This window comes from Nocardioides sp. InS609-2, from assembly GCF_023208195.1.
In the GTDB taxonomy this organism is placed as follows: Bacteria; Actinomycetota; Actinomycetes; order Propionibacteriales; family Nocardioidaceae; genus Nocardioides.
The window spans coordinates 1,362,606-1,383,861 of the sequence record NZ_CP060034.1 but is presented as its reverse complement, the minus strand read 5'-3'; the positions used below and the strand labels follow the sequence as shown (position 1 = coordinate 1,383,861).

Below are 21,256 nucleotides of genomic sequence, written 5' to 3'. Positions count from 1 at the left end.
ACTTCGGTTGTTAGCGTACGAGCCCGACGTCGGTGCCGTGGCCGGTGTCACAGGCAGCGGCGTTGCCTCGTCAACAGGGGTATGGAGCATGAGATGAACGATGAGTCCGAGCCGGACGCCGAACAGATCTCGCGTCAGTTGTTCTCGATCGCCTATCGGATGCTCGGGAGCGCCAGCGATGCGGAGGACCTTGTCCAGGAGGCCCATGAGCGCTTGCTCCGAGCGTCGGCGGCCGGGACCGTCATCGAGTCGAAGCCGGCGTTCCTGACCACGATCACGACCAGGCTCGCGATCGATTACCTCCGGTCCGCACGGGTGCGGCGCGAGTCTTACGTGGGCACCTGGCTCCCAGAACCGGTACTGACCGATCCCGATCCATCGGAGCGTGCCGCCATGTCAGACTCACTGTCCCTGTCGTTCCTGGTGCTTCTCGAGACGCTGAGTCCGGTCGAACGCGCTGTGTTCCTGCTTCGTGAGGTCTTCGCCTACCCCTACGACGAGATCGCGGAGATCGTCGACAAGAGCGAGGAGAACTGTCGGCAGGTCCTCTCTCGTGCACGCAACCGAATCAGCGACGGTCGCCCTCGCTTCGAGGTGTCCTCCCAGGAGCGGGACCTGCTCACGGCGCGGTTCCAGGCCGCAGCCGAGGACGGCGAGGTCGACGCCTTGGTGGAGCTCCTCGCAGCTGACGCCGTGTTCCAGGGCGACGGCGGCGGCAAGGCCCGAGCGGTCGCGGCACCAGTTTTCGGCGGCCAGCAAGTCGCCCGTCTGCTCGTGGGGTTCTTCAGACGTTACGCCTCGTTGGGAGCGCGGATGGAGCCCACCCAAGTGAACGGTCAGCCAGGGCTCCTTGCCTTCGACGCCGATGGCCACCTCATCAACGTGCTTGCCTTCGACATCAGCGAGGGCGTCATTCAAACGGTCCGATCGATCATCAACCCCGACAAGCTCGCGCATCTCGGCTACCCGCTCTCCGACATCGCCCGCATCGATCGGCCCGATAGCCAAGCCTGAGCACGGGGGTCGACCCACCGCCGCCCCGGGGGTGGCGAAACTATGGGCGGCTCGCAACGAGAGCCGGACCCCGACCACCTCAACCGCACGGCGCTTGGCTGGACGCCACTCGACGCGAGAACGGGCTCGCGATGCCCGCGCTGGCTGCGTCACTGTTACACGTCACTGCTGATCCACCACGCGAGCTGGCGTCAAGACCGTCCTAGCCATGGCTCCACCAGCGCATGTCCTGCGTCGCTCCCAGAGGACGCCGGGTCGGCGAACGGGGCTGGGCCTGTCAAGCTGGAGATCATCGCGGGCGACCTCGAGCTCGTCGCGACACTGCGCGACACGGCGGCGGCGCGTGATCTGCTCGACCAGTTTCCACTGACCCTGTCCATGAGAGACCACGGCGGGGTGGCGAAGACCGGCTCGCTTCCCGATGCTTTCTCCCTCGCCGACGATCCTGACGGTGCGGCCCCCGACGTGGCAGACCTCGGCTACTACGCCCCGTCGAACGACCTGGTCCTCTACTACGGCGACCAGTCCTACTACGACGGGATCGTGATCCTGGGTCGCCTTCAGGGGGACGCCGGCGCACTCGCTGAGATGGACGGCGAGCTGAATGTTCAGGTACGCCGCCTGGTGCCGTAGCGGACGGTCTTTCGTCCCGAACTGCGCGCCTGGCTCCTCTGATCAATGGATTCGACCTGTGGCCAAGAACTGGCCACAAACGATCGCCAGCGACCCCAGAATGTTCCGATAGAGTTGGCCCTGTCCGTGAAGTTCCCCCCTCAACAAACCGAGGAAGCCCACGTTCGCCCAAGCTGAACGGCAGTGGCGGACAAGACGCCGATCTTGTCCAGAGGTCGCACGTTCAAATCCTGCCCCCGCTACAAAATTCAGGCTCGGATTCCCTTGAGGATCCGAGCCTGAAAGCATTTGAACTTGACTCGGTCATCACAAAGTGACCGCTTCCGCCGGGCCGCGTACTGCCTGCCCACCGCCGCCGACCTGATGCGGCCCGGCGGTGACTACGTGCTCGGCCCCCCGGCGCTGCCGGTGCCGGTATGGGGCGAGGGTGAGCACGTCGTGATGGCAGAGGGCGAGTCGCTGATGCTGCTCGGGCGTGCGGGCTCGGGCAAGACGACCCTTGCCCAACACTGGGCGATGGGCCGGTGCAGACTCCCCGGATTCTCGACGTTGCTCGGGCTCCCGGTCGCCCCCGGTGAGAGGCGCACGCTCTATCTGGCGATGGACCGGCTCCGGCAGGCGGTCCGTTCGATCCGCCGCATGGTCACTCCTGAGATGAGGGAGGGCGCTAACGAGCGCCTGACGTTCTGGCCCAGTCCGTCGCCGGTCGATCTGACCCGCAACCCCGACGCGCTGGGGGAGATGTGCGCCACCGCCGACGCTGATTCCGTCGTGGTGGACTCGCTCAAGGATGCCGGGAGCGTCGTGGACGACGAGGGCGGCACCGGGTGGAACGCTGCCGGGCAGCGGGCTCTGGTGGCCGGGATCGCGGTCCTTGAGTTGCACCACCCGCGCAAGAGCGACGGAGATACCCCGACCCTTGAGACCGCCTACGGCTCGACGTGGCTCACGGCGGGTGCGGGGTCGGTGCTGGCGATCACCGGCAAGCCGGGCGACGCGCTGGTGCGGGTGGACCACCTCAAGCAGCCCGCCGAGCCGGGCCGAGGTCAGCGTCTCCTAGGCAGAAGACCGAGCGCCCAAGGATCGCTGGTCGAGAGATCCCGGCTGGACCGCATGCCGTACGTCCCCGCTGATGGCACTCCTCAACCAGCGGGGCTTGCAGGCGGGGAGGCGGTGACCGCGTCGGCAACGAGCTGCTGGGCAGCCGCGTCCGAGGCGACTCCGGTCAGCTTGCGGATCGTGCTCCACGGCGTCGCGAGCCAGGTCAGATCGAGATCCTGGTCGCTTGGCCACGGGCGCCCAGGGTCGACCCCGCGAGACTCGCTTCGAGTCTGCGCAATCGCTTCCTTCACGTTCTCGTCCATCTGCGCGAAGGCCGCCAATCGGGCCGCGCCGAGGTCCGCCACGACCCGGTCGATCTCCTCGGCGCTGCGGCGTCGCCGGCGCGGGGCGAGGCGCTGGGCGGCCTCGAGGTCCACCGAGGACCAGGGGCTGTGGGCCAGCAGGTCTTCGGCGGGCCAGGTGCCGGGCGGAAGAGCCGCATGCTCACGGCGCCACCGGCGCGCCCCCCGCTGCCACCAGGGGAGAGTCGAGACGCTGCGGTGGAGCCCGTGCATCCGCCGCCCGACTTCCTCCAGGCCGATCCGGATCCGGTGCCGAGCCTCCGCGGGCCCGATCCTCCACGGGCTCGCCACAGACGGCTGGAACTCGTCGTCGCCCAGTGCGGCGAGAGTCTCGGCCACTGCCGTCAGCGCGCTCACCAGGCTCTCCTCGATGTGACCGCGGAAGGCCGCGAGGAGGGGGGCGAGGATCGGTTGCCACAGGCCGGCGCCCTTGACCTCGAGCTCCCCTGTCAGCAGGTCCCCTCCTCCGGCAGCCCGGACTATGCGGCAGCGGACCTCCAGCCACGGCAGGCGCCCGTCGACATGGAACAGCGCTTCGGGGCGCGGCGTCACGACCACTTCGCCGGTCAACTCGGCCAGCGAGCTACGCATCCGCACCTCGACCAGGTCGGCGAGTCCCCGCAGCCACAGGTCCGCGCGCCCGGCTCCGTCGTACCGCATCCAGCTCAGGCGTACGTCGCGCTGCCAGCCCTCCACGGCGGCACTCAGCTCACCACTGCAGAGCCGGTCGGCCGCGATCCGGTAGCCGGCGCCGGGGGCGAGGTGACTGCCGGACGTCAGCACAACGGGCGGCGTGCCGGTGCCCGAGTGGGGAAGCTGGACCGTGCCGTCGGCAGCCACGGTGAGCTGCTCGATCTCGCTGGTCAACAGGTCCCAGGCTCGCTGCCAGGCGTGGTCGGGTGGCCAGTTGAGCGCTGTCTCGCCTCGCCAGTGCACGTGCCCACCGTAGGCGCTGACTGAAGGTCCGACGCCGGACAGGGGGTGCCGAGATTCGACACGTCATCGAAATGTCATCGGAAATGACGGGCAACCGTTCCGAGACGTTCCGATAAAGTTGGAGCCGTCCACGGGGAACCTCCTCGATATAATCCGAGGTCGTCCAAGGGGATCCAAGTCCTCACGTAGTCCGGGACTAAGTATGTCAACCTGAGCTGGCCCCATCGTGACGGTCTGAAGTGGACCCAGGGCACGCGTGTGTGCCCGGTGCCGATAGAGCCGGATCCCCTGCTCCGGTAAACGTCCCTTCCCCGGACGAGGTGTGTGGCACTTGGGGTTTGGCGTTCGTGATGGGGGTACGTGGTTCGCGGTTGGTTGGCAGCGAGGGGGTCGGGCCGGCAGTCGTCTGGTGCGCTGCGGTCGGTCACGAAGGAAGGGTCGGTGCGGAACTCGCGGCTTGTGATCGCAGGGGCCGGGAGAACTGTCCTAGGTGATGTCAGAGTGCCCAGGGGACACGAGTGAGGGATGACCGATGAGTCAGCAGACGATCAAGCAACGGGCGCGCCGGGCGGCGCGGGGGATGGCCGAGCGGCGGCGCCGGGAGAGGGCTGAGCGTGAGCGAGGGATCGAAGACCTGGCGGTACAGGTCATGACCGCGATCGGTGAACGGGATGCGGCAGTGGCCGAGGCCGAGCGACGTGCTGGAGGCGCGCTGTGGGAAATGACTGAGGTCGCGGGGCTGTCGTTGAGCGAGGCGGTCGCGTGGTGTGGTGAGCAGATCAGTGTGCGAGAGGCGACCCGGCTGCGGCGCCTGGTAGACCGCGCAGCCAAGGACGTGGAGCCGGCTGCCGGGAAGGGTGTACCGGCTACCGGGAGTGGGGGAGCGGGTGCCGTCGCGGCGGCTAGATGAGGCGGTGCTGGCTGCGGTCGCGGGCGCGCTTGCCGACCTCGCCGTGCTGGGCCGGTACCGGGCCCCGCAGGTCCGCCACGTCGCTCGGCTCGTCGACCAGCTCGCCGTCGCGCCAGACGGGGTGCCGCGGCAGGTCCGTGCGCACGTCGGCGCCGGGGTCGAGCACCGTGCGGTACGACGAGTTCGAACGCAACCGCATCATCACCGTCGCATGAGAATCCAACGAATCTCGACTCCAAGGAACCCGGGACACACCAGAGTCTCCGGACTCGCCGGGGCGGTTCATGAAGACCTCCTGTCGTGGAGCGGTTCCTAGATAGCTCCACTCCACATCGGGAGGTCTTCACCCGTCTACGGCCTCAGATCGTGTCGTCACACAATCTCGACCAACGTGCCTGGGTATCACAGCTAGCACTCACCGTCAGATCCTGTGGCCTTGCAATGGCACGCCTCACTGAGGACACATGCATCGACATCAGGTGCCAATTGACACTACGTGCCGCACAGTTCCACCGTTTGGGTCAGTTGGGCCGGCCGTCGGCCGTTGGCTCAGTGAGCTGCCTCGTACTTGTCGATAGTCGACTGCGCCACCCGGCCCCGGTCTGAGACGTTCAGTCCCTGGTTCTTCGCCCACTCACGGATAACTGACAGGTCTCGGCGGGCGTCGTTGGCGGTCGATACCTTCTTGGGGTTGCGCCGCGGGGCCTTCGCTGCAGCTTCCAAATAGGTCGCCATTGCCTTCTCGAAAGCGGCCTTGTTCTTCTTGCCGAGATCTATCGTGTAGTCGATTCCGTCGAACGAGAAAAAGACCTCCTGCGCATCCTTCGAGCCATCGACGTCATCTGTGATTTGGGTGATCGTTTTGCGTGCCATGAGCCATATGGTGACCGCGTAAAGGGTGGCGTGTCAATTGTGGGGCAGTTTGTCAGGGAAGACTTTACGAATCCGCCAGAAGTCAGTCGACAATGTAGATACGTTCACACCCAGCATGCAGGGGTGTGTTCAGGATTGTTCATCGCAGTAGTAGCTCGGGGATCCCTGCTCACCGCTCCCATCCGCAAGGTTCAGGCATCCGACACTTGACTCAACGAATCACAGGCCGAGCGCGTGGCAGGGAGCTCGCTGAGCCCATGCAACGGCCCACCGCACCATGGTGACGGCGAGGCTGTGAGGTCGTCGCGTATGCCCGGTGCCCGGTGCCCGGTGCCCGGTGCCCGGTGCCCGGTGCCCGGTGCCCGGTGCCCGGTGCCCAGTGCGCATCGCCGAAGCGCTGCAGTCGGAGGGCGCTAGCTGGGTATGAGTAGGTCGTGGCGTATTTCGAGCGCCGTCGACAGCGTGAGCCGCAAGGTGTCGCGTCGGCCGTCACTGTGGCCCTGAGTCTGCCGAGGAACCGGATTGAGCAGTTCGCGTGTTGCTCTGAGTTTCATCATGGAACTTCCTTGTCGACACAGCAGACCATGTATGTAGGTAGCATGCGAGGTCACGGCTCTCGAAGGTTTCAATCGCAACAGGAGGCGGCGTGGACTTCACGCGTGCAAGCAAGATGTGTTCGTTCTGCGCCAAACCTGGAGGCCCCGAAACCAAGCTCGCTGGCGGTCTGGGGGCGATGATCTGTGACGAGTGCGTTAAGGACCTCCACGAGAACAACCGCTCGCCTGAGACGATTGAGGCCAGGTCCACGCCACCATGGGACGCCATGTCTGACCCGGACCTCTTGGCCATGCTTCCTCTCATCTTGAGGTCCGCAGATCAGAACATGGCGTTTGCGCAAGAGTGGGTCGACCTTTTGCGCCAGCGAAAAATCTCCTGGGCGGAGATCGGCAAGGTACTGGGCGTTTCCCGTCAATCAGTGTGGGAGCGTTTTGCCCACAGGGGCGCCCGGAAGAGCGCCTCGGCTTAGCCTCGATCCACCGATGAGCTGGGGTTGAGCGTCCGCGGTCGCTGACGTGTGGTCTTTGGGTGCGTGGGCGTGGCTGTTCGTCTGGCCTCGCTGCCAGGTCGTTCCAGGTTTGGTCGTCGTGCCGGTGTCGGCGGGGGGTCAGGTCGTCGGTGCCGGTGGTGGTCCGCAGGCCCGGGTGAACAGGTCGCTCCAGGCGGTCTCCCAGGGCCATCCGGTCGGGAGGTGCAGAGTCACTCTTCGTGCCGAGGAGGCGACCCGGGCGGGCACGGCGATCAGCTTGCGGCGGATGGTCGCGGTGGTGGCTTTGGCGAGTCCCGGGCCGGTGATGGTTGCGGCGGCGCGGGTGAGGTTGAACGCCATCACGGCCAGCACGAGCCAGGCCGCGTTGGCGGCGAACTTGCCGGAGGGCAGGTGCGCGAGTGCGGAGTTCTTGAGGTCGGCGTGGACCTGTTCGATGATCGCGTGGCCGCGGTGGGTCCTATCCGCGGACACCGTGTCGGCCTGGCCGATGGGGGTGGTGGTGAAGAACGCGTGGAAGCGCCAGGTGTCGAACAGCGTGTCCTGACCATTCTTGGCGCCCGGGTTGAGGTCCGGGATCCGGCGGACCACGAGCCGCCCGGGGACCTGCTCGGCCGTCTTCTTCGAGGTGAACGCGGTGAACGGAATCTCGGAGACCTCGGCGCGCGAGACCCACGTGCTGGTGGTTTCGTCGAAGACGGCGTCGGTGTACTCGATGGGGGTCCAGGCATCGTCACCGATCGAAGAGATGGCGGCTTTGACACGCTTGTCCAGTCGCACAGCGACCGAGACGTCGGCGCCTCCACGCAGCACGGCGTTGACCATCTCAGCGGGCGCAGACCGGAGGGTCGTAGCGTGACTCGCGGATCCGGGCGAACGCAGCCCACGCGTCGAATCTCGTGCCGGTGAACGACAGTCAACAGGAGCGCTACCAAATAGTTGTTCGCCAGGTCTGCCCCGGGACACCGGTGTCGTCCGCGGCCGAAAGCAAGATACGCGCTCGGTGGCACGGCGGAACTCAGCCATCGCTCTGGCTCGAATGCCTCAGCGCGATCAAAGACCTTGTTGTCGCGATGCAGGACGTAGGGGCTCACCAAGAAGGTGTGACCGGGCGAGAACCGGTAGCTGCCCAACTCGACCTCTTGGGTCGCAGTGCGGGCAAGTAGCCATGTCGGTGGATAGAGGCGAAGCGCTTCCATCACCGTCGCTAAAGCAAGTGGATAGCCTGTGATCGGTTTCCCAGCGTCACAGAGCTGGTCCTGATCGAACGATGCCGCCTCGGTCCGAAGCCGCAAGTGGAGACTCGGATGGTCGGCCACGAGCATGAGTACCCAGCCGGCCGCCGCGACTGGAACCCGCTGTGCCGCGAGCAGCGAGCCGATTAGTAGGTCCGCAAGCCTGCTCACACTGTGCGCGCGAGCCGCCCTGCTCATAACCAGGGAGGCCAAGTCAGTTCCACCATCGTCTCGTCGTCGCTGCAGCAGAGCGCACACCTCACGATGGAGCGGGAGATACAGGGCTTCGATGCGTCGTTGTGCCGGCGAGCGCCAAGCAGCGGGCAGCGCGAACACGTTGCCGATAACGACCTCCAATGCGTCGAGAAGCGCGGCGATCCGAGGAACGAGCGCCTGCCCTTCATCTCCGAAGTAGTGGGATGTCACAACACTTGAGACGACTTCCTCGGCTGGCCCCAAAGGGTCGATGGGCTGTCTGTGGCACGAGCGGCTAAAACGCTCGATTGTCAGCGCCCTGGTCGCACTCTGCAATGGGGTCACTGCCGCCGGCCGCAAACCAGGATTCAGTAGTGGACGAATGTCCAGAACCCGGGCGACCTCAGCCGAAGACAGACGTTGCCCAAGGAAGTTCTGATTGATCTCGAAATTCTTGGAAGCATCTCGCAGGACTACGTCCGCCAAGTCGAAGTCGTTCACCACTGTGGTGCGTGAGTCAAACGAGACCAAAGGTCCGTACGCGCGGCGCAGTTCCGTTAGGAACCCAAGACGATCGTCCTCATAGTCCTGCAGGTTGCCGACCAACCACCTACCTGCAGGACCGGGAGGTCGACGAGTTGGCCGAGCTGTCTTGGAAGACCGGCGTTGACGCATAGGCGCAGGTGGTCGGAGCAGTCGTCTGCCTGTCTAGTGGTCCGCGTGGGAAATAGTCATCGGGTTGATGAAGTGAAATCATGGGCGCATGGCGAATCGACCTGCTCCGGCCCTGGTGCTGCGTGATGGTGACCGGGACAAGCTCGAGCGACTGACTCGCTCCTCGACGGTCTCGGCTGGTGCGGCTCAACGGGCTCGGATCGTGTTGCTGGCAGCCGACGGGGTGCCGAACGACCAGATCTGCGAGCTCGTCGGGTGCGGCCGTCAGAAGGTGCTGCAGTGGCGGGGCCGCTACCAGGGCAAGGGCATGGCCGGGCTCCTCGACCGGCAGCGTCCGGGCCGTCCGCGCACGATCGACCATCGCAAAATCGTGGCCGAGACACTGAAGCCCCCGCCGAAGAAGCTCGGCGTGACGCACTGGTCCACGCGGCTGTTGGCGGCTCGGTTGAAGGTCAGCGCCTACACCGTCGCGGAGGCTTGGCGTTCCTACGGGGTCAAGCCGTGGCGCTCGGAGTCGTTCCGGTTCTCCACCGATCCCGAACTCGAGGCCAAGGTCATCGACATCGTCGGGCTGTACCTGAACCCGCCAGAGAACGCGATCGTGCTGTGCGTGGACGAGAAGTCCCAGATCCAGGCACTGGACCGCACCATGCCGGTCCTTCCGATGCAACCCGGGCTCGTCGAACGCCGCTCTCACGACTACGTCCGCCACGGCACCACCACCTTGTTCGCCGCGCTGGAGATCGCCACCGGGAAGGTCACCGCCGCTCTCAAGCCGCGGCACCGCAACCAAGAGTTCCTCGCGTTCCTCAAGCAGGTCGAACGCGCCTACCGCGACGTCGTCGACGAGACCGGCCAGCCCGTCGATCTGCACCTGGTGATGGACAACTACGCCGCCCACAAACACACCAACGTGAAGAACTGGCTCATCGAGAACCCGCGCTTCAAGATCCACTTCACCCCGACCCACGCCTCCTGGATGAACCTCGTCGAGGTCTGGTTCTCCCTCATCGAACGCCAAGCCATCCGCCGCGGCGTGTTCACCTCGGTCAAGGACCTCAACACCAAGATCCGCACCTACATCGACTGCTGGAACGAACGCTCCCACCCCTTCGTCTGGACCAGGACCGCCGACGAGATCCTCACCAAAGCCAACCGGATGAAGACTTCAAATCCGGACCACTAGATCCAGTAGTAGCTAGCCGGGGTACCCCGACCATTGAGGCGTTGGATGGTTCGAGCGATGACGTACTTGAATCGCGGCACCGGGGCTCCTTCGATAGATTGTCAGGGAATAGTTGACAAGTGACAAGGAGAACCTGACGGACGCCAGGGCTGCTAGCAAGGCGCCACGCCGCACACACGATGCTGGCCGGGCCGTCGTGGTCGTGGTCTACATGCACTGGGGCATCCAGGGCCAACGGTGCCCCTCCGACGGCCAACGCTCGCTTGCGGCACGCCTCGTCGGGGCAGGCGCGGACATCATTTGTCGGCAGCCACGCTCACCTCTTGCAGGGTGACGGGCGTCTTGGTTCGGGTAACGTTGCCTACGGCCTCGGGAACTACGTCTGATATCGGAATCAGCCCCGGAAAGAGCGGCCACCGGGGTGCTGACAATCGACGTGGAGGTGCCTGACAGCCGAGCTGACCGCGCGACTGTCAGACCGCGCGACGTGGAAGCCCAACCGCCTCCGGGCGGACGGCCTTCCCGAGCGAGTGACGGGTTCCGACGCGGCCCGATTCCGCTCCGACGTGGCGAGCCTGCGCGAATGCGCGAGTCTACCGTCTCGATCGAAACCTTCGGGTGACGTGCCGAAGTGGGGGCTCTGCCAGACGTGACCTGATCCCCATGTAGTGGTCCGGCGGTTGTGAGAGTCCGATCCCCGATGATGGGGGCAGGAGGATTCACGACCATGACGAAGCGACGTAGGCACACCAACCGGGACCCAGTCACCCTCCGCTCTCCAGTAGTGATCTGGCGATGTAGTTGGTGAGGTTGCGGAACCCGAGGGCGGAGCCGCGGAGGTGTTCGAGTCGGCCGCGTTGATGGCCCTCGGTCGGTCCGTTGGATGTGCCGGGGCGCAGGTCCGTGATGAGTCACGATCCCGAATTCGACGGGGGCGGACAGCCTTCTGATCAAGTCACCGAGGTGGGCCGAGAACGGCGCCGGTCACCCCATCAGGCGCACAGATCACAGTGAAGGCACCCGGTTCAGGGGCCACACGTACTTCGAGTCACGTCCGATGGAGGGCCGGAGCCATTCTCACCAGCCGGTCCCGGACCAGCCACTCAGAGACTCACAGACGTACTTGTCCCCGCGGCGCGTGTGGCGCCACACGTGCTCATCGACGCCCAGCACCCTGACGCCGTCGAACCGAGCCTCGTCGTCGATGAGAACACGGCGCCCTTCGGCCAGGACCGCGTCGTTGGCGGTGTTCCATGCGACACCGAGACCTTGGCGACACGGTGTCGACGGTGAGGTGCTGCACGACGACACCCTTCCAGCGCCCAGCGCAGACCGCGTCGCGACAGCTTCGCCCGCGGCTCGGCAGCCTGGGTGGTGTCTTGGCGCCACACATGCGCACACTCGCGGCACCGGTAGCGACGGATGGTGACCACCAGCGTCGTGGGTCGCCACCCGAGCGGCTCGTGGGCAAGGCGTCTGATCACGGTGTCACGCACAGCGCCCTCGCAGCCGCACCGACGGCACCACTGGTCCGGCTCGAGGACCCGGCAGGCGAGCACGGCCCGCTCGGGCTCGAGGCGTTGGCCGGTCACCTCGAGTCCAAACTCATCGAGACGGCAGAAGGTGGTCAGATCTGCGCGTGCGAACCCAGCATCAGGGCTCGCCGCGACGGTAGCGTCGGGCATGTCGAGGTCTTCCAGATGAGCGTGTAGGAGCCTTCATCCTCGGGAGGCCTCGACACCTACCCGGTCAACGACGCGCCGACACCGCCACCGCGGGCCCACACCCTCATCTGTGAAGAGCCGGTATGGCTACTCCCCAAACCTGCCGATACCCGGTCACATGACCGTCCGGCTCCCTCCGTTGCTCACGACGGCGTCACCTTGTACTTGGGTGATGCTCTCGCTGTCCTTGCTGCTCTGCCAGCCTCGTGGGTCGATGCGATCTTCACTGATCCTCCGTATGCGATTAAAGGATCGCTTCCGATCGTCGAGGCGTCAGGCTCGTCTTGACACGCCGCTGCGGGGTCTGGTTTGCTCGCCTCTGGCAAGTAAAGAGACGCCAGCCTTCTGCCAACTGCAAACCCGTACTCGGGTGCGCGCACTCGGCGGATTTGTCATGCCCAAGTCGGGAACCAATGAGTTGATCACAGATTGTGAGAGTTGATGACAAGAAACATCAGGCGCAGTGCGGTCGCAATTGCGATGGCGGCCGCTGCCACAGTGGGGCTGGCATCAAGCGCGAATGCCGCCATCACGAAGGTCGGGGTCTCCGGTACCGTGAACTGCACTGGCACGATCACCACATACAGCGCGGTCCGTTACATGGATGGGTACAACAACATCCAGATTTATGTCACGGGTGCCGCATATTCGGATCGAGGCGGGACGGGTATGACGCTAGGGGCTTACATCCCGGCCGTGGACCAGGCCTACCGGGATTACGTGGTCTCAGCCAACAGGTACGCGACTTTCGCTACAAGTGCCTACAAGCCGAACACGGGCTTTAGAGTGCAGGCCGCCATGGATTCGTCGAGCGGGAATTGTCACAACAACTGGTCGGGCAACCTTTACTACTGACGGCTAGATTGACCACGTGGGGCGCAGTCGTGCCCCACGTGGTCTTTCTCGATTTTATGAGGAGCAACGTGAGAGTCATACCCAGTGTCGCCGTCATGGCGATTCTACTGATTACATCAGGATGCGGAGAAGGTCCGCCCCCAGGTGCAGGAGACCACTCCACACCCGTCTCCGACACTCAAGTCGTGTCGTGGGATGGCTACGCCACGGAGTACCGCACGACCGGCGCAGGCCTTGTCATGCCGCCGTCAGCCTCCTTCCCATCCGACCCGCCCATGAGCCGCGGTTCGAGTACCAACTGGCAGACGGGTGCTGGCGCCTCTGACGCCTACATTGTCTGGAATTGCGCGTGGGGCAAGACTTTCTTGGAGGCCGAGACTGGTTCGAGGGCCAAGAGTCGCGCTCTGGACATGTACGCCGAGATCAAGACGAGCCCGGCGTGGCAATCGACGTGGGACGATGACGGTAGGACCACGATCTCGGACGGAATAGAGGCCGCTCGACTCGGCGACGACACTACGGTTGCGAGCCTTGTCAGCGGCTTGTGCAGGGCATGACGAATCGGCTGTCGTCTTGAGTGGGAGGAGCCCGCGCAGCGCTGCTCTGGCAGTTGCCATGGCTTTGATGGCGGGGTGTTCATCAACTGGTCCCGATGTCGAGCAAGGGCCCGGTGAGACTGCGAGCCAGACCGTGGCTGTGCAACGGCGAGACATTCACTCGGTCGTCGTGATTCAAGCTGGTGCTGTTGCCTCCCCGACGTACTCCATCGAGGCCTCGGTTATCGGAGAATTCGTAGCTCGGACCCGGGTCGGTGAGAGCGTCAAGCAAGGCGCGGTTATCGGACGCTTAGGCGGGCAACTCGTTCGCGCTCGCTCCAAAGGTTCGGTCGTCCGGGTGTCCCGTGATGGCAAAGTCCCTAAGGGGCTGCCCCTCATCGATGTCCAGTACTCGGGTTTCGGGATATCGGCCGAGGTGCCTGATCCGGTGACAGTGCGCTTGCATGGACGTCAGACGAGTGCGCGGGCGTCGCTAACGGGTGGAGCCAGCGGGTTTCTGTGCGATCTCGTAGACGCGGCCGCGACTACACCCGGTGCAGTCCCCGATGCAGAGGGAACTACGGGGGCGGGCAGCACGCAGACCGAACTCTGCCTCGTGCCCTACAAGTTTCGTGCCTACGCGGGTATGCCGGCTCACCTCGGGATTAACACAGGCACAAGTTCAAATGTCTTGGCCCTTCCTCTCTCGGCAGTTTCAGGGAGTGCGCAGGAAGGCAGCGTGTCGGTGGTACGGAACGGCACGACTACCGATGTCCCAGTTTCGCTCGGCATCAACGACGGGAACTACGTTGAGATCACTCAGGGGCTGAGCGAGGGCGACAGTGTTCTTCTGAAAGCTCCGCTGTTCTGATGACTGTCATCGACGTTGCGGACCTCACCCTCACCGTCGGGACCAGTCCTGATGGACTGACGATTCTTGATGGCGTGAACATGCGCGTCAAGACGCGTGAGTCGGTCGCCGTCCTCGGCAGATCGGGTTCCGGCAAAAGCTCCTTGCTCAGCGTCCTTGGTCTGATGCAACATCAGACCTCTGGTACATATCGACTGGCAGGGAATGAGGTGACCTCCCTGACCGAGGCAGAGCGGTCAACTGCTCGAAGCGAACTGATCGGCTTCGTTTTCCAAGGGTATTCGCTCATTCCACAATTGACCGCCTGGCAGAACGTTGCACTGCCCTTCGCCTACGGATCTTACGTATCACGACGAGACGTCCGGCGACGGGTGGATGAGATGCTCAGCCAAGTGGGGCTTACCGCGCGTCGAGACCACCGTCCGCGCCAACTCTCAGGTGGCGAGCAACAGCGTGTCGCGATTGCACGATCGCTAGTCAGACGACCCCGCCTCCTTTTAGCCGACGAGCCAACCGGTGCACTAGACGTGACAACTGGAGCACAAGTTATGGACCTCCTGTGTAAGGTCGTTCAAGAACAAAGCGTCAGTCTCGTTCTCGTGACCCACGATGGACAAAACGCAAGACGCATGGATCGGACACTTGATTTGGACGCGGGCCGCCTACATATCGTGTCACCGGCATGAGGATGCTCTCGTCGGTCCTACAAGACCTCAACGCAAACCGTCTCCGATCAGCAATAACGGTCGCGAGCGTCATCATCGGTGTAGTCGCACTCGTCAGCACCGCACTGATCGGTTTGATATCTCAAGACGTCTTCGTGGCACGAGAAGAACAGCAAACGGCCCGAGCTGCGACGGTGCGCGCCGACTTCGACTCCTCGGACAACCCGACGCGTGATGCCGTCACCCTGTGGCAGGCGCTCGGGGATCGCCTGTCGCCCGGCGATGGAAATGCAGTCGTCACATGGGAAGGATCAGGTGACATCGTTGACGGGCCCCAGCAGGTAAGCGTCGTGTCCGTCCTAGGTCGTTACTCCGCAAGCCGACGTCTGCCGATGACCTCCACCTCCGACAACGAACCGGACGGACGCAGGATCGCCTTCGTCAACACCCGGGCCGGCGTGCGTCTTGGCTCAACATCCCTGCTCACTCCTGGGTCTCGCCCCGCCTGGGATCTGGACGTCAGGGGCATCGTCGCTGACGCTGAGTCCGGGTCACGCATCTACCTGCCAGTCACGGCAAGCGAAGCCGAGGATGCGGCATTCCAGTTGCAAGCAGGCGCCCCAGCCCTGCTGCTGACGGTCGGCGAAGGACAAGATGGCGCCGCTGAGGCACTGATCAACGATCTATCTGACCGGCTCGGTCTCTCTGCGGCACCGACGGTCGCCCGTTTCGACAGCGTCCCCGCCGTGCGGGCCCAGATCGACACACTACGCACGCTATTTACCGTGGTCGCTGTGGTCGCCCTGTCGCTGTCGTCGCTCGGCATCCTCAACATCGGACTCGCATCGGTCACATTCCGAACTCGCGAGCTCGCGATACGGCGTTCCCTGGGTGCCAATCGTCGGGACTTGTTCTCTCTAGTCCTTGGGAGCGCCGTGGCAGGAGGTCTGCTTGCTGCTTTGCTAGGAATCGCCGCCACCGCCCTCATACTTCGCTTCGTACTGCCCGTTTTGCTTCCCGGAGGCTCCGCCGTCACCATCCCCGGCATGCCTGCAACCGCTGTGCTGCAAGCCATCGTCGCAGCGGTAGGTACGGCCGCCGCGGGCGCCGCGATACCCGCCTGGCGTGCGTCGCGAGTGGAGATCGCGAGCGTGCTTCGCGACTGATCGTGCATCTCGTCGGCCGGGCAGGAAATTCTCAACCACACAGCAATGGTCGGAATGGGCGCGACGGTGACCCGGGCGTAGGTAACACAACCCCCCGCCCTGTTGTCGCCGTCCTCAGCTCCTTACGCGGCTCTTCACAATCCACGGTGTAGTCGGGGTCTGAAGCCGCCAGACTCGAGTAGTGATCTGGCGATGTAGTTGGTGAGGTTGCGGAACCCGAGGGCGGAGCCGCGGAGGTGTTCGAGTCGGCCGCGTTGATGGCCCTCGGTCGGTCCGTTGGATGTGCCGGGGCGCAGGTCCGTGATGAGTCACGATCCCGAATTCGACGGGGGACGGACAGCCTTCTGATCAAGTCACCGAGGTGGGCCGAGAACGGCGCCGGTCACCCCATCAGGCGCACAGATCACAGTGAAGGCACCCGGTTCAGGGGCCACACGTACTTCGAGTCACGTCCGATGGAGGGCCGGAGCCATTCTCACCAGCCGGTCCCGGACCAGCCACTCAGAGACTCACAGACGTACTTGTCCCCGCGGCGCGTGTGGCGCCACACGTGCTCATCGACGCCCAGCACCCTGACGCCGTCGAACCGAGCCTCGTCGTCGATGAGAACACGGCGCCCTTCGGCCAGGACCGCGTCGTTGGCGGTGTTCCATGCGACACCGAGACCTTGGCGACACGGTGTCGACGGTGAGGTGCTGCACGACGACACCCTTCCAGCGCCCAGCGCAGACCGCGTCGCGACAGCTTCGCCCGCGGCTCGGCAGCCTGGGTGGTGTCTTGGCGCCACACATGCGCACACTCGCGGCACCGGTAGCGACGGATGGTGACCACCAGCGTCGTGGGTCGCCACCCGAGCGGCTCGTGGGCAAGGCGTCTGATCACGGTGTCACGCACAGCGCCCTCGCAGCCGCACCGACGGCACCACTGGTCCGGCTCGAGGACCCGGCAGGCCAGTACAGCCCGGTCTGGATCGAGGCGTTGCCCTACGACTTCGAGGCCGAGGTCGTTGATCCGGGCGAACGTGGTCAGGTCAGGGCGGGCGAAGGTAGCGTCAGACAAGTCGAGGTCTTCCAGGTGGCTGGCGTAGGAACCGCCATTCTCGGAAGACCTCGACGTCTACCCGGCCACTGGGTCCTGGCTCACCGCTACACCATCAACTATGAAGAGCCAGTAAAGGCCGGCGCGGGGCGTATGTCGCCGTGCCGTGGAGCCGCAGGACCCGCCTTCCTCGTCTGCTGCGGGGCTCCCCGGACTCGCCCGCCGCGAGGTCGTGCAGGGCATGTCACTCCGCGCCGCGGCGCAAATTGCTTACCGCGATTTGAGGCGCCACCAGCAGGCCGAGCGCGCCCAAGAGTGTAGCCATCCCGAGCGCCCACGCGCTGGCTCCGTCTGCGAGGACCCAGGCCCACCACGACGGGGAAGGATGGCCCGGCACGCGACCGAACAGGAAGGAGGCAAGGAGGAACGAAACAGGGAGCAAGACCGCACCGCGTTCGCCTAGAATCCTGGCTCCGATCAACACAAGTCCAAGGAGCCCAAGCGAGTTCCGGCCGTTCTCGAGGAAAGAACCAAACCCTCCAAAGACCGCGGCGCCGAGCGAGTACGCGCCGAGGCTGCCGACGAGTACCGGCGTAGCCAAGAGTCGTGGAGCTCGGGTCGCGTTCGCGATCGCATGCCATCCAATATTCGACCAACCTCCGAAAGCCCCGATTACTGGGACCATGGCTATGACCGAGACCACCGGGACGGGCGCCAATGTCCCGAGGCTGAGGCTAGGCATCGCTGCGGATTCGCCTCGCATCGCACCGGCCACGAGACCGGCGAGGGCACTAGTAAGCGACGCCGTTGCGACAAATGTCACTCGCATGAGCAGGGCCATCACACTGGATCGCACGATCGCATCGCCGACAAGGCGCTCTCGTACCATTGCGCCTGAGATTCAAGATCCTCTTCGAGCAAACGACGCAAATCAGGGAGAGAGGCTCCGCTTACCTCTGCTGCCTCGGTCACGGGAGTCCCTGTAACTGCGAGCAACCACGCCCCCGCGAGTTCAAAATTGACCCCCGCTGGCCAAACACCCTGAGTTTGATCTGTACAGGGAGGGGGAAGTTCGTCCAACTGAGAAAGGATAAGAGTTTTAGCGCGGAAGTCTACATTCCCGCTATTCAGGCTGAACGACCACCGGTCCTTGCTCTTGGCATTTTCGCGTAGGGTTGAAGGCACGTCCAGTCCGGCCGACGACAGCGCGTCAGCGGCGTTCCCCAAGTTCTTGGCCGTCTGTCGCAGCTCGGCGGCGTGCTCGGGCCACGCACAGAACTTTCGGCCAGCGTTCTCCACGCATTGCTGACTGCCCGTTCGCCCCTGTACCGGATCTGCACCGATATCCGACATCATCGTGGCAGAAAGGGCGACGGCTGCGCCGACAATTCCGACTGAAAATGCCCAAACCAATGGCCGCATCGGCCACGCCAGCACGGCCATTACGGCAACTAACAGCGATGCGGCCACCACCGCTGGGGCAAGTAGGGCGAGCGGGACGAGTTGAAAATCGACCGAGCAACAAGAACTCCCGATGTTGCCAGTTATGTTGCGCAGCCAGAAGGGCTGAACTGCGGGAGTGTAGGCCACCCAGCCCCATATGACGACGAACGCGAGTGGTGCCGCGACCAACCCTGGAAGAAACCGTCCAAGGAGGAATCCGAAAGCGGTATAGGCGCAGGTCACCGCAACGCCGAGGGCAAGAACATCGAGGCGAGGGAACCCGACGCTCGGCGTCACTTGGGCCATTAGCGCAAGGAGAGTTAGCAGAAACGTGGCCATCGTCGCTGCCGCGACATAAAGAATAATGAGACTGAAAACAGAGATCCATGACCTGGCGGCGTTGATCATAAGGTTGCGCCACTTGGCAGCATCCCAGGCGGCTAGCGCGGAGAAACCCGGCGCCAAGAACAATACTGAGACCGTCGACTTAGAGGACAGATCCAGCCAGTAAGGGTCGACGAAATCGGCGTTGCTCATCGAGACAAGCACGCCTACGATGCAGAGCGGTGGACTTAACAGGACAGTGGTAGACGAAAATGCCAGCCACAGACGATCGCGCATTTCTACTTAGTCACCAACGCCCGGCGATAGGCCTCGACTGCCGTCAAATCGGATCCGTCGGCGTCGAGGAACTCCGCCGTTGTACCGTCGAAGCGCACCCGACCGTCCGCGAGGACGACGACCCGGTCGTAGCTAGTCGCCAGATCGCTGACGTCGTGGCTCGAGACCACCACGACCTTCTCCTTGGCGATTGCGTTGAGAAGTAGCGCAAATTGGTCCTTCTGATCCGGGTCTAGAGCGGCCGTCGGCTCGTCCAGTAGGAAAACGTCTGCGGAGTGCACGAGCGCTTGCGCCAGACCCATCCTGGCTCGCTGCCCGCCGGAAAGCTTAGTCGCCGGGCGGTCTGCCATGTCCTGCAGATCGACGCCAGCCAGCGCCGTCAAGGACTCGTCCCAGGCTTGGGACTTCGTGAGTCCAGCCAGCCAACCGTGCAATGCAACGTGCTTGCGCACCGACAGCCCCGACGACGCCCGCACGGATTGCGGCATCCAAGCAACCCGTCGCCGATACGCCGACCGCTCTCGGCGCGATCGCGGAGTCAGTTCCCCCGCAGCGACGCCGCCTCGGTCCCGCTTCAGAGGGAGGACCGAGGCAGCGATCGCCAACAATGTGGACTTTCCGGCACCGTTTGGCCCGAGAAGGATCGTCCGTCCAGCAGGAATGCGCAGGGTGAGTTCGGTCAACACTTCGGCATCGCGAGAGCGGTAGCCGAAGCTGACATTGTTGAATCGCAAATCCACCGGAGTCTCCTGCTGCTGTCGATCGTTCAGTACTTGATGCGAGTCTGGGTGACGTCCAGCTTGCCGTTGTAGGACGTGACCTGACCGTCGATCTTCTTCAGCGTCATGTCGAAGTTTCCCTTGCCCGGGTTGCCCCATGCCACCGTCGTGAGCGTCGAGTTGTTGCACGACAGCGTCTTCTCCCCGTAGTGCTCGTCAGGAGTGTAAGTGTCGTTCCGGTTGAGCTCCATCGCGATGCTGGCGACGTCCCGCCCGGTCTGGTACGAGCAGGCTCTTGCGGCGAAACTGGTGCTCGCGGCATCGGTGTTGTTGTCGTTCCAGTTTCGGGTCTTGATACCGGTCAGCCAGCCGCTCATGTAGCTGTCGAAACCGCCCTCGGCGAAAGCGGGTGCAGCGACGGAAGAGACGACGACAGTAAGAGCCATGCTTGCGATGGCCCGTTTGCGAGAGAACATGTTCGACCGATCTTTCTGGTGGTGGGTGCCCGAACCGAGTGCCCGAACGGGACGCACCATAGCAGCCCGCCATCCATTTCGCGCGAGCTGTGGTGGCTTCGCAATCCAGGGTGTAGTCGCGGCCTGAAGCCGCCGGTCTCGATCGATGACATCCTGCAATCCACCTACTCCGTCGGAAGTGACCGGCTGCGATGACGCCCCGCGAGATCGTCGACACCTTCGCGCAACTAACGGCGCTGTGCTTGGACGCCCTCATCATTAACTATGAGGGGACCGAACGGCCAACGGTCTGGACTGGTCTATTCCTACGGCCTCGTGACGGAGGCGATCCGGTTCGGTTCGGGGTACTTGAAGGATTGGGGACCTTCAAACTTCACGGCCGTGGTTGCCAGTTCGAGCTGGAGTCGGGGGCGGACCTCGACGTCGACTGGGACAGCGAGGGACAGGCCGTCTTCGATTCTTGGCACATCTTGATGTACGCGCGGTCGGTCGGCGATGAGGGCGTCGACCAAGAGGCGCTGCGCGTTGCGGCCAGCGGAGATCCCGCCATCACACAACTCGCCGAGGATTTATTCACTTGGCCTGGCGGCCGCTACAACATCACCCGCGATGAGACATGAGGAGCCCTGCTTGCGTGACGATTCTCCGGCCGTGCTTTGCTCGGCTTGCGGGTTCACTGCTATGGCTGCCGGGTCGATGATCGCGCCGACAGAGGCGAATCGACTCATCGCTGAATCGCCGCATCCATCGCGCTCGCCCCCATCCTTCGCAGCGCGGATAGGTTCTCCAACCTGTCGGGTGCCGGGTCTGATGGAGGCTCTCATTCCACGGAAGGATGAGAGTCATGGCAGCACCGAGAAAGATCTCGACGACCTTCGGGAGCGGGCGATCCGGATGGCGGTCGATCTGCGGCGTGACCCTGCGACGAGGAGTGGCGCGTTGCGTCAGTCGGTGAGCAGTTGGGGATCAACCCCGAGACGTTGCGCAACTGGGTCGGTCAGGTCGAGATCGATGAGGGCCATCGGCCCAGGGGTCAC

15 protein-coding genes and 4 pseudogenes are annotated in these 21,256 nt (G+C 64.2%); 8 read left to right on the top strand and 11 right to left on the bottom strand.

The genetic code is table 11. From position 1 onward, the window contains the following. Positions 1-93: 93 nt before the first annotated feature. Together H4Q84_RS07370 and H4Q84_RS07365 are read left to right on the top strand one after the other, a co-directional pair. On the top strand, positions 94-1,014 hold the full coding sequence (locus tag H4Q84_RS07370) for an RNA polymerase sigma-70 factor (protein WP_248582742.1): 921 nt from the start codon (positions 94-96) through the stop codon (positions 1,012-1,014). A 42-nt stretch (positions 1,015-1,056) separates the two neighbouring features. Then, positions 1,057-1,647, top strand: a complete 591-nt coding sequence (locus H4Q84_RS07365) for a cyclophilin-like fold protein (protein ID WP_248582741.1) — start codon at positions 1,057-1,059, stop codon at positions 1,645-1,647. A 1,142-nt stretch (positions 1,648-2,789) separates the two neighbouring features. Here H4Q84_RS07365 and H4Q84_RS07360 read toward each other — a convergent pair. After that, positions 2,790-3,986 carry a hypothetical protein gene (locus tag H4Q84_RS07360; RefSeq protein WP_248582740.1) on the bottom strand — a complete coding sequence of 399 codons (1,197 nt, stop codon included), beginning with the start codon at positions 3,984-3,986 and terminating at the stop codon, positions 2,790-2,792. A 532-nt stretch (positions 3,987-4,518) separates the two neighbouring features. Here H4Q84_RS07360 and H4Q84_RS07355 point away from each other — a divergent pair. After that, positions 4,519-4,896 carry a hypothetical protein gene (locus H4Q84_RS07355; RefSeq protein WP_248582739.1) on the top strand — a complete coding sequence of 126 codons (378 nt, stop codon included), beginning with the start codon at positions 4,519-4,521 and terminating at the stop codon, positions 4,894-4,896. On the opposite strand, the gene H4Q84_RS07350 is transcribed toward H4Q84_RS07355, so the two are convergent. Together H4Q84_RS07350 and H4Q84_RS07345 are read right to left on the bottom strand one after the other, a co-directional pair. Continuing rightward, positions 4,889-5,101 (bottom strand): hypothetical protein, encoded by a 213-nt coding sequence (locus H4Q84_RS07350; RefSeq protein WP_248582738.1) that lies wholly within the window; start codon positions 5,099-5,101, stop codon positions 4,889-4,891. The two genes, H4Q84_RS07355 and H4Q84_RS07350, sit on opposite strands and share 8 nt — an antisense overlap. Before the next feature lie 344 nt (positions 5,102-5,445). Then, complete coding sequence (locus H4Q84_RS07345) at positions 5,446-5,769, bottom strand: Lsr2 family protein (protein ID WP_248582737.1); 324 nt, start codon at positions 5,767-5,769, stop codon at positions 5,446-5,448. Between the two features lie 646 nt (positions 5,770-6,415). Between H4Q84_RS07345 and H4Q84_RS07340 the strand changes: the two genes are divergently transcribed. Beyond that, positions 6,416-6,796: a ClpX C4-type zinc finger protein gene (locus tag H4Q84_RS07340; protein WP_248582736.1), complete on the top strand. Its 381-nt coding sequence runs from the start codon at positions 6,416-6,418 to the stop codon at positions 6,794-6,796. A 138-nt stretch (positions 6,797-6,934) separates the two neighbouring features. Here H4Q84_RS07340 and H4Q84_RS07335 read toward each other — a convergent pair. Beyond that, positions 6,935-7,636, bottom strand: a pseudogene (locus H4Q84_RS07335) (transposase); the annotation flags it as partial. A 1,371-nt stretch (positions 7,637-9,007) separates the two neighbouring features. On the opposite strand from H4Q84_RS07335, the gene H4Q84_RS07330 reads away from it, so the two are divergent. Further along, entirely contained in the window at positions 9,008-10,105 is a 1,098-nt protein-coding gene (locus H4Q84_RS07330; RefSeq protein WP_248580407.1) for an IS630 family transposase, read from the top strand. Positions 10,106-11,221: 1,116 nt separating this feature from the next. On the opposite strand, the pseudogene H4Q84_RS07320 reads toward H4Q84_RS07330, so the two are convergent. Next, positions 11,222-11,790: pseudogene (locus tag H4Q84_RS07320) on the bottom strand (ISL3 family transposase); the annotation flags it as partial. 461 nt (positions 11,791-12,251) lie between these two features. Beyond that, positions 12,252-12,401, bottom strand: a complete 150-nt coding sequence (locus H4Q84_RS07315; RefSeq protein ID WP_248582735.1) for a hypothetical protein — start codon at positions 12,399-12,401, stop codon at positions 12,252-12,254. A gap of 1,689 nt (positions 12,402-14,090) precedes the next feature. Between H4Q84_RS07315 and H4Q84_RS07310 the strand changes: the two genes are divergently transcribed. After that, the gene (locus H4Q84_RS07310; RefSeq protein WP_248582734.1) at positions 14,091-14,777 is read left to right on the top strand and encodes an ATP-binding cassette domain-containing protein; all 687 of its coding nucleotides are present in this window, start codon (positions 14,091-14,093) and stop codon (positions 14,775-14,777) included. Next, positions 14,774-15,922, top strand: coding sequence for an FtsX-like permease family protein (locus tag H4Q84_RS07305; RefSeq protein ID WP_248582733.1), 1,149 nt, complete (start codon positions 14,774-14,776; stop codon positions 15,920-15,922). Before H4Q84_RS07310 ends, H4Q84_RS07305 begins: the two co-directional genes overlap by 4 nt. Positions 15,923-16,056: 134 nt before the next feature. Here the strand turns inward: H4Q84_RS07305 and H4Q84_RS07300 are convergent. The 5 genes and pseudogenes from H4Q84_RS07300 to H4Q84_RS07280 all read right to left on the bottom strand — a co-directional run. After that, positions 16,057-16,215: pseudogene (locus H4Q84_RS07300) on the bottom strand (ISL3 family transposase); the annotation flags it as partial. 221 nt (positions 16,216-16,436) lie between these two features. Next, a pseudogene (locus H4Q84_RS07295) lies at positions 16,437-16,981 on the bottom strand (ISL3 family transposase); the annotation flags it as partial. Positions 16,982-17,800: 819 nt separating this feature from the next. After that, a complete protein-coding gene (locus H4Q84_RS07290; RefSeq protein WP_248582732.1) occupies positions 17,801-18,940 on the bottom strand; it encodes a hypothetical protein in 1,140 nt (379 codons plus the stop codon). An 86-nt stretch (positions 18,941-19,026) separates the two neighbouring features. After that, positions 19,027-19,764: an ATP-binding cassette domain-containing protein gene (locus H4Q84_RS07285; protein ID WP_248582731.1), complete on the bottom strand. Its 738-nt coding sequence runs from the start codon at positions 19,762-19,764 to the stop codon at positions 19,027-19,029. A 26-nt stretch (positions 19,765-19,790) separates the two neighbouring features. Continuing rightward, complete coding sequence (locus H4Q84_RS07280) at positions 19,791-20,279, bottom strand: hypothetical protein (protein WP_248582730.1); 489 nt, start codon at positions 20,277-20,279, stop codon at positions 19,791-19,793. Positions 20,280-20,410: 131 nt separating this feature from the next. Between H4Q84_RS07280 and H4Q84_RS07275 the strand changes: the two genes are divergently transcribed. Next, complete coding sequence (locus tag H4Q84_RS07275; protein WP_248582729.1) at positions 20,411-20,839, top strand: hypothetical protein; 429 nt, start codon at positions 20,411-20,413, stop codon at positions 20,837-20,839. The last annotated feature ends 417 nt before the right edge of the window (positions 20,840-21,256 follow it).

Bases quoted from the DNA above. Each gene is read 5' to 3' on its own strand.
- H4Q84_RS07370 (WP_248582742.1), top strand. From the start codon at position 94: ATGAACGATGAGTCCGAGCCGGACGCCGAACAGATCTCGCGTCAGTTG.
- H4Q84_RS07365 (WP_248582741.1), top strand. From the start codon at position 1,057: ATGGGCGGCTCGCAACGAGAGCCGGACCCCGACCACCTCAACCGCACG.
- H4Q84_RS07355 (WP_248582739.1), top strand. From the start codon at position 4,519: ATGAGTCAGCAGACGATCAAGCAACGGGCGCGCCGGGCGGCGCGGGGG.
- H4Q84_RS07345 (WP_248582737.1), bottom strand. From the start codon at position 5,769: ATGGCACGCAAAACGATCACCCAAATCACAGATGACGTCGATGGCTCG.
- H4Q84_RS07330 (WP_248580407.1), top strand. From the start codon at position 9,008: ATGGCGAATCGACCTGCTCCGGCCCTGGTGCTGCGTGATGGTGACCGG.
- H4Q84_RS07310 (WP_248582734.1), top strand. From the start codon at position 14,091: ATGACTGTCATCGACGTTGCGGACCTCACCCTCACCGTCGGGACCAGT.
- H4Q84_RS07305 (WP_248582733.1), top strand. From the start codon at position 14,774: ATGAGGATGCTCTCGTCGGTCCTACAAGACCTCAACGCAAACCGTCTC.
- H4Q84_RS07290 (WP_248582732.1), bottom strand. From the start codon at position 18,940: ATGAGCAACGCCGATTTCGTCGACCCTTACTGGCTGGATCTGTCCTCT.
- H4Q84_RS07280 (WP_248582730.1), bottom strand. From the start codon at position 20,279: ATGGTGCGTCCCGTTCGGGCACTCGGTTCGGGCACCCACCACCAGAAA.
- H4Q84_RS07275 (WP_248582729.1), top strand. From the start codon at position 20,411: ATGACGCCCCGCGAGATCGTCGACACCTTCGCGCAACTAACGGCGCTG.